6 protein-coding genes are annotated in these 7,572 nt (G+C 71.2%); 3 read left to right on the top strand and 3 right to left on the bottom strand.

Annotation, left to right across the window (positions count from 1 at the left end; genetic code table 11):
• Positions 1–232: 232 nt before the first annotated feature.
• The 3 genes from ACFZDL_RS21195 to ACFZDL_RS21185 form a co-directional block, all read right to left on the bottom strand.
• Positions 233–418: a hypothetical protein gene (locus ACFZDL_RS21195; protein ID WP_353588082.1), complete on the bottom strand. Its 186-nt coding sequence runs from the start codon at positions 416–418 to the stop codon at positions 233–235.
• A 242-nt stretch (positions 419–660) separates the two neighbouring features.
• Complete coding sequence (locus ACFZDL_RS21190; RefSeq protein ID WP_353588080.1) at positions 661–954, bottom strand: hypothetical protein; 294 nt, start codon at positions 952–954, stop codon at positions 661–663.
• Positions 955–1,197: 243 nt separating this feature from the next.
• On the bottom strand, positions 1,198–4,128 hold the full coding sequence (locus ACFZDL_RS21185; RefSeq protein ID WP_353588078.1) for a BTAD domain-containing putative transcriptional regulator: 2,931 nt from the start codon (positions 4,126–4,128) through the stop codon (positions 1,198–1,200).
• Positions 4,129–4,482: 354 nt separating this feature from the next.
• On the opposite strand from ACFZDL_RS21185, the gene ACFZDL_RS21180 reads away from it, so the two are divergent.
• The 3 genes from ACFZDL_RS21180 (at position 4,483) to ACFZDL_RS21170 (ending at position 7,546) form a co-directional block, all read left to right on the top strand.
• Entirely contained in the window at positions 4,483–5,709 is a 1,227-nt protein-coding gene (locus tag ACFZDL_RS21180) for an amidohydrolase family protein (protein WP_353588076.1), read from the top strand.
• Positions 5,710–5,720: 11 nt separating this feature from the next.
• On the top strand, positions 5,721–6,683 hold the full coding sequence (locus tag ACFZDL_RS21175) for a TIGR03619 family F420-dependent LLM class oxidoreductase (RefSeq protein ID WP_353588074.1): 963 nt from the start codon (positions 5,721–5,723) through the stop codon (positions 6,681–6,683).
• Between the two features lie 80 nt (positions 6,684–6,763).
• Positions 6,764–7,546, top strand: a complete 783-nt coding sequence (locus ACFZDL_RS21170; RefSeq protein ID WP_353588073.1) for a glucose 1-dehydrogenase — start codon at positions 6,764–6,766, stop codon at positions 7,544–7,546.
• The last annotated feature ends 26 nt before the right edge of the window (positions 7,547–7,572 follow it).

Below are 7,572 nucleotides of genomic sequence, written 5' to 3'. Positions count from 1 at the left end.
AATGTCCTGTGGGCCATGATCCGCGACGGAGCGTGTTACCAAGCCACATCGCCTGTTACGGCAGCAGCTTGACATCAGCATTGGGAAGCTCCTTGGCGCGCGGGGTGGCCGGTGCGGCGGCCCTTCGGAGCCTTTGTAGACCTTGACATCAGTGCGAAGGTCAATGCGTGAACGCGGGCAAAGGAATGGGCCGAGCCTTCTGGCTCGGCCCCCCGTGTGGAGCGGTGACGTCCTAGTTGGGCAAGGGAGCCGGGAAGACCTCGTCGAGCGGGGTGGCTTCGGGGGTGTCCTTTGTCTGAGTCGAGGCGCCTCTGGCGGGGCCCTCGTGGCCGGAAAGCGCCAGGGCGGGAGCGGCGGTGCCGAGTGCTGCGACCCCTGCGATCGCCAAGGTGATGAGGGCCTTCTTCGTGCGAATCATTGCAGCTCCTCAGGGTGGGGAGATAATAGACATTTTGTATTGCAAATGTGGCGGCGAGGGTACAGATGTTCGGCCATCTGGCTTGAACTGGTGGAATCTTGGCGTGAAGCGCCCCGGTTTTTCATATGCACAGGGGCCGATGCCGGCAGCCTCCCCTCCTCGCCGCCGACATCGGCCCCTGTGGTGCTACCCCCCGTGGATCGCGGCCCCCGCCGCTCCTACCGAGAGCCCTCCGTGGCGGGCTACTTGGTGTCCGCGGTGAGGGGCTTCGGTGCGGGCATGACCTCGTCCTTGGTGCTGATCTTGCTGGGATCGACTCCCTGGCCCTCGTCGGACTTGGCGGCGAGCGGCTTGGGCGCGGGCATGACCTCATCGGCGGTGGAGAGCGCCGGAGGTGCGGGCATGACCTCGTCCTTGGTGGTGATGCCCGGCGGTGCGGGCATGACCTCGTCCTTGGTGGTGATGGGTGAAGGTGCGGGCATCGCCTCGTCCAGGGGCCGGTAGGCGTCGGACTTCGGCTTCTTGTCGTCGGTCATAACGATCAACTTCCTCGAGCTGTGGTTGGCGGAGTGCGCAACGCCCGCCCGGCGACTCCCCCGTGGGTCGCCGGACGGGCATTTCAGGGCCGCTCACATTAGTAGGGGCACCTGACAACCGACCCGCCTGCCCCCCGCGGGGGCGGATCGACTAGGACCAGAGTGGCGGACCGCGATAAACGAAAAATAAACGGTCAAGCGGGGCCGTGTTATGGGGGGTTATGGGCGGTTTTGGTGGCGGCGTTACGAGGCCGCCGAGGCGGTCAGAAGGCCCCGTACCTCTTCCGCCTCGGCCGCTCCCAGCCGTTCGTGGATGGACAGGGCCTCGCGCCAGCAGGCTTCGGCCCGGCCGCTCTGCCTGAGCTGTGCCAGCGCCTTGCCGAGCACCGTCAGCACGATGGCGCGCCGCCATTCGCCGCCATGGCCGCGCAGGGCGAGGGCCTGCTCCGCGTGGGCGGCGGCCTGGGCCGCGTTGTGCAGGGTGAGGTGCACCTCCGCCAGACGCTGGTGGGCCATGCCCTCCCACAGGGGCTGACGGCTCTCCTGGAGAAGCGTGAGCGCTTCCGTCAACTCCCTGAACGCCTCGGCGTGTTCACCCGTCTTGGTCAGCGCTATTCCGAGCTGGTACTTGGCGGTGGCCAGGCGCATGACATGGCCGAGGCTCTCCAGGATCTGGGCCCCGCGCCGGGCCATCTCGACGGCCCTTTGAGGATGACCCGTCTCCAGCAGCACACGCGACAGGTTGCCCAGTGCGGCGGCTTCCCCCGGGACGTTGCCGTCCTGCTGGAAGGCCTCGATCGCCTGGAGGAGGTACTTCTCCGCCCGCCCGGGGTCCTTGCGGTGGAGGGCGAAGATGATCCCGAGCTGGTTCGGCACGCGGCTGGTCGGCACCGGGTCCGCCACGGTCCGGCCCAGGTCCAGCGCGGTCTTGGCCTGCTCCTCGGCCTCGTCGTACCGGCCCGCCAGGCTGAGGGCGTGGGCCAGGAACGTCCTGGCGCGGCCCTCCGCCTGAACGTCTCCGGCCTTGCGCGCCGCCTCGCCGACCGCCTCCGCGACGGCCTCGTAACGGCGCGAGTTGACACCGGACTCGGCGAGGTCGGGCGCCGCGGCCACCAGATCCGCGGCCTTGCGCACCGTGTCGTCGGACGACGCCGCCTGCTGGGCGCACGCCAGCAGGCAGTCGGCCTCGGCGAACAGCCAGTCCAGCGCGGTGTTCTGGTCGGGGAAGTGGAGTCCGGGGCGCTCGGTCGGCGCCAGGTGGTCGACCAGCCGGTCGCCCGGCCGCTCCAGCGCGTACACACGGGAGGCCGTCGCGAGATAGAAGTCGAGCAGCCGCACCATCGCCGCCTCACGGTCCGCCACCGGCTGATCCCGTTCCGCACAGTCACGCGCGTAGAGGCGTACGAGATCGTGGTAGCGGTAGCGCCCGGGGGCGGCGGATTCCAGCAGCGAGGCGTCGACGAGGGATTCGATGAGCTCCTCGGCGTCGAAGGTGTCCATGTCGAGGACGACGGCGGCCGCCGCGAGCGAGATGTCCGGGCCGTCCGCGAGGCCCAGCAGGCGGAAGGCGCGGGCCTGCTGGGGCTCCAGCTGGCCGTAGCCCAGCTCGAACGTGGCCCGTACGGCCAGGTCGCCGGCGCGGAGCTCGTCCAGCCGGCGGCGCCCGTCGGCCAGCTTGCGGGCCAGGAAGGACACGGTCCACGTCCGGCGGGAGGCGAGGCGGGAGGCCGCGATGCGGATGGCCAGCGGCAGGAAGCCGCACGCCGCCACCACGTCCATGGCCGCGTCCCGCTCCGAGGTGACCCGCTCCTCGCCGACGATGCGGGTGAAGAGGACAAGGGCCTCTTCGGGGCTCATCACGTCCAGGTCGACCAGATGCGCGCTCTCCAGGTCGACCATGCGGGTGCGGCTGGTGATCAGCGCCGCGCACCCCTCCGTGCCGGGGAGCAGCGGCCGTACCTGCGCCGCGTCGCGCGCGTTGTCGAGCAGGGCGAGCACCCGGCGGCCGTCCAGGGTGGAGCGGTAGAGGGCGGCGCGCTCCTCGACGCCGTCGGGGATCGCGGTGTCCGGGATGCCCAGGGCGCGCAGGAAGGCGCCGAGGACCGCCTGGGGCTCGGTCGGCACCGGGCCCGCGCCCTGCAGATCGACGTACAGCTGACCGTCGGGGAAGTGGTGCCGGGCCGCGTGTGCGACGTGGACGGCCAGGGTGGTCTTGCCGACCCCGCCTATGCCCGCCACCGCTGACACGGCCATGACACGCCCCTCCGCGGTGGCGAGCTGGTCGCTCAGTTCATTGACGAAGGCGACGCGGCCGGTGAAGTCGGAGACGGTCGCGGGCAACTGGGCGGGCCGCACATACGCCGGGCCGCCGCCGGAGGTACGGGCCTCGGCCGGCGCGGCCAGCCCGGCGTCCGCCTGGAGGATGCGCTGCTGGAGGTCGGACAGCTCGGCGCACGGATCGGCGCCCAGCTCCTCGGCCAGCAGCCGCCGGGTGTCGTTGTACACCGCCAGCGCCTCGGCCTGCCGTCCGCTGCGGTACAGCGCGAGCATCAGCAGTTCGCGCAGCCGCTCGCGGAACGGGTGCTGGGCGGTGAGGGCGGTCAGCTCGGAGACCGCCTCCGCGTGGAAGCCCACGTTCAGGTCCAGGTCGAGGCGGGTCTCGATGAGGACGAGGTGCCACTCCTCGAGCCGCATGCGCTGGGTCTCCGCGTACGGGCCGGGCAGCCCGGCCAGCGGCTCCCCGTCCCACAGGTCAAGCGCCTTGTTGATCAGCTCGCGCGCCCGCGTCCGGTCGCCGGACAGCTGTGCCTTCTCCGCCTCCGCGGCCAGCTGCTCGGCCACGTCGGTGTCCAGGGCCCCCACCCCGATCCGGATGGCGTAGCCCCCCGACTCGCTGACCAGCACTTCGGAGTCCGGGCCGAAGGCCTTGCGCAGCCGCGAGGCATAGGTGCGCAGCGCGGCGATCGCCGCGTCCGGGGGCTCGTCGCCCCACAGGCCGTCGATCAGCTCCGGCGCCGTCGCGGTGCGCCCGCCGCGCAGCAGCAGGGCGGCCAGCAGCGCCTTCTGCTGCGGCGAACCGGTGCCGACCTGTTCCTCGCCCCGCCAGGCCCGGACCGGTCCGAGCACGGTGAAGCGCAACTGCTGCCCTTGCACCCGCTCCCTCTCGGCCGCCATGGTCTCCCCCTGCCTGAGCTTCCTAGTCGCACGGGTAAGTTTGCCTTGCCTCAGCCCCCTACGTCAGTAGGGGCCTGGTCTCTCCACAAGCCCGCCATACTTGCCCGGCCGCCGCATTCGCCGGTGGTTCGTACACGCTCGGGACGCGACCGGAGTGATCCCTTCGGGTGATGCTCGCTACGGCAAATGAACACTCCAGGTTGTCGCAACCCGCAAGTCCTACGGCGTAATTGAGCCATCAACGAGGCCATGTCGTGGGCTCGGTCCGCACGTCCGTCGCCGCCGGGTCGCGGGGGTGCGCATGCCCTGTCGCGGTAGCTGACGATCCGTCAGATCGGCGCTACCGTGAGGGGCATGGAGAGCTTCCCGAGGATAATTTCGGTGGACGACCACACGGTCGAACCCCCTCACGTCTGGCGGGACCGCCTCCCGTCGAAATACCGCGACATCGCCCCGCGCGTCGTCCGGGCGCCGCTGAAGGAGATGACCTTCGTCGGCGGCAAGTTCGCCCCGAAGATGGGCGCCCCCGGCGACGACGGACCGATCGCGGACTGGTGGGTGTACGAGGACCTGCACCGGCCGCTCACCCGCCTCGACACCGCCGTCGGATACAGCAGGGACGAGGTGAAACTCGAGGCCATCACCTACGAGCAGATGCGGCCGGGCTCCTACTCCGTGCCCGACCGGCTCGCGGACATGGACGTCAACCACGTGCAGTCCGCCCTCTGCTTCCCGACCTTCCCCCGCTTCTGCGGGCAGACCTTCACCGAGGCCAAGGACCACGACCTCGGCCTGCTGGCGTTGCGCGCGTACAACGACTGGATGGTGGAGGAGTGGTGCGGGCCCGAGGCGCGGGGGCGGCTGATCCCGCTCACCCTCATCCCGCTGTGGGACGCCGAGCTGGCCGCCGCCGAGGTGCGCCGCAACGCGGCGCGCGGGGTGCGGGCCGTCTGCTTCTCCGAGATCCCGCCGAACCTCGGGCTGCCGTCGGTCCACACCGACGACTGGGACCCCTTCTTCGCGGCCTGCGACGAGACCGGGACGGTGGTCGCCATGCACATCGGCTCGTCCTCCCGTATGCCCTCGACCTCGGCGGACGCGCCCCCGGCGGTCGGCTCCACGATCACCTTCGCCAACTGCTGCTTCTCGATGGTCGACTGGCTGATGAGCGGCAAACTGGACCGATTCCCCCATCTGAAGATCATGTACGCCGAGGGCCAGATCGGCTGGATCCCATACATCCTCGAGCGCGCCGATGTGGTCTGGGAGGAGAACCGCGGCTGGGGCGGGGTGGCCGACAAGGTGCTGCGGCCGCCGTCCGAGCTGTTCGCTGAGCATGTGTACGGGTGCTTCTTCGACGACGCCTTCGGGCTGCGGAACCTGGACGCCATCGGGGTGGGTAACGTCCTGTACGAGACGGACTACCCGCACTCCGACTCGACCTGGCCCACGTCGCGCGAGGTCGGCGAGGCCCAGATGGGCCATCTGGCGCAGGACGTCGTGGAGCGGATCGTGCGCGGCAACGCGATCGAACTGCTGGGGCTCACGGAGGACGGCCTCTGGGCCGGGCCCGGGGCCTGAGAGGCGGCGGCGTGCGCATTCTGCCCGAAGGGCGGCTGAGCTACGGAATCCAGCTTCCGGTCCAGTCGCAGTCCACCCTGTACGCCGAGCCGTGGGAGGGGCGGGCCGGCCCCGCCGACCTCGTCGAGGTCGCCCGCGCCGCCGACCGGCTCGGCTTCGCGTACATCGCGGTGTGCGACCACGTCGCGATCCCCAGGCGGCTGGCCGACGCCATGGGCACCGTCTGGTACGACCCGGTGGCCACCCTCGCCTATCTGGCCGCCGCCACCGAGCGGGTGCGGCTGCTCAGCCATGTCGCGGTCGCCGCGCTGCGGCACCCGCTGCTGACCGCCAAGCAGTACGCCACGCTCGACCACCTCAGCGGCGGACGGCTGATCCTGGGGGTCGGGGCCGGGCACGTACGGGAGGAGTTCGAGGCGCTGGGGGTGGACTTCACCGCCCGCGGCGCCCTCCTGGACGAGACGGTCGACGCGCTGAAGGCCGCGCTGGGCCCGGGGGAGTTCCCCGAGTTCCGCGGTGAGCGGTTCGCGTTCAGCGGGCTCGGGCAGGCCCCGCGCCCCGTACAGACGCCGCGGCCGCCGGTGTGGGTGGGCGGCTCCTCGGCCGCGGCGGTGCGCCGGGCGGCGGTGCGCGGGGACGGCTGGCTGCCGCAGGGCGATCCGCGGGACCGGCTGCCGGGTCAGATCGCCCGGCTGCGCGAGCTGCGCGAGCGGGCCGCCCGGCACGACCCGGGCTGCGCGGAGCCCGCGGAGATCGGGGCCATCGCGGAGCCCCTGTACGTGGGCGCGCCCGGCTGGGAGGTCGGCCGGCGGACGCTGACCGGTGAGCCGGACCGGCTCGCCGAGTCCCTGCGCGCGTACGCGGCGATGGGGGTGGACCAGATCCAGGTGCGGTTCCGCTGCCGCGACCGGGCCGAGCTGGTCGACCAGATGGCGGCCTTCGCCACCGATGTCGCTCCGCGTCTCAATGACTGACCGCATCTCAGTGACTGACCGCACCTCGGTGACTGACCGCATCTCAATGACTTTCCGCATCTCAAGGGCTAGGAGGCGCAATGGGCAAGCTGGACGGGCGGGTCGTCGTCATCACGGGTGCGGCGCGCGGACAGGGCGAGCAGGAGGCGCGGCTGTTCGTCGCCGAGGGCGCCCGGGTCCTGCTCGGCGATGTGCTGGACGAACAGGGCGAGGCGCTTGCCAAGGAACTGGGGGAGGCGGCCCGGTACCTGCACATGGACGTGGGTCGGGAGGAGGACTGGGCCGCCGCCGTCTCGGCCGCCAAGGACTCCTTCGGCAAGGTCGACGGGCTGGTCAACAACGCGGGCATCCTGCGCTTCAACGAACTGGTCGGCACCCCGCTCGAGGAGTATCTGGCGGTCGTCCAGGTCAACCAGGTCGGGGCGTTCCTCGGGATGCGGGCCGTGGCGCCGGAGCTCGAGGCGGCCGGCGGCGGGACGATCGTCAACACCGCGTCGTACGTGGCGCTGTCCGGCATGGCCTTTCTGACCTCGTACGCCGCGACCAAGGCGGCCGTCGTCGGGATGACGCGGGTGGCCGCGATGGAGCTGTCCCCCAAGGGGATCAGGGTGAACGCGATGTGCCCCGGGGCGATCGACACCCCGATGACCAACCCCGCCCAGCTCGACCCCGGGGCCGACCTGGCCGAGGCGTCGGCGGCGGTGGACGGGCTCTACAAGAAGCTGGTTCCGATGGGGCGGATCGGGCGGCCGGAGGAGGTCGCCCGGCTGGCGCTGTTCCTGTCCTCGGACGACTCCTCGTACATCACCGGCCAGCCGTTCGTGGTGGACGGCGGATGGCTGGCGGGGGTCTCGGTCTTCTAGCGCGGTCCTCCGCGGGCGGCCCTTGA

This window comes from Streptomyces sp. NPDC007917, assembly GCF_042959105.1.
In the GTDB taxonomy this organism is placed as follows: domain Bacteria; phylum Actinomycetota; class Actinomycetes; order Streptomycetales; family Streptomycetaceae; genus Streptomyces.
The sequence above is the reverse complement of the archived record's forward strand: the minus strand, read 5'-3'. Positions and strand labels throughout refer to the sequence as shown.

Excerpts from the sequence above, each read along its gene's own strand:
- ACFZDL_RS21195 (WP_353588082.1), bottom strand. The coding sequence starts at position 418 with ATGATTCGCACGAAGAAGGCCCTCATCACCTTGGCGATCGCAGGGGTC.
- ACFZDL_RS21190 (WP_353588080.1), bottom strand. The coding sequence starts at position 954 with ATGACCGACGACAAGAAGCCGAAGTCCGACGCCTACCGGCCCCTGGAC.
- ACFZDL_RS21185 (WP_353588078.1), bottom strand. The coding sequence starts at position 4,128 with ATGGCGGCCGAGAGGGAGCGGGTGCAAGGGCAGCAGTTGCGCTTCACC.
- ACFZDL_RS21180 (WP_353588076.1), top strand. The coding sequence starts at position 4,483 with ATGGAGAGCTTCCCGAGGATAATTTCGGTGGACGACCACACGGTCGAA.
- ACFZDL_RS21170 (WP_353588073.1), top strand. The coding sequence starts at position 6,764 with ATGGGCAAGCTGGACGGGCGGGTCGTCGTCATCACGGGTGCGGCGCGC.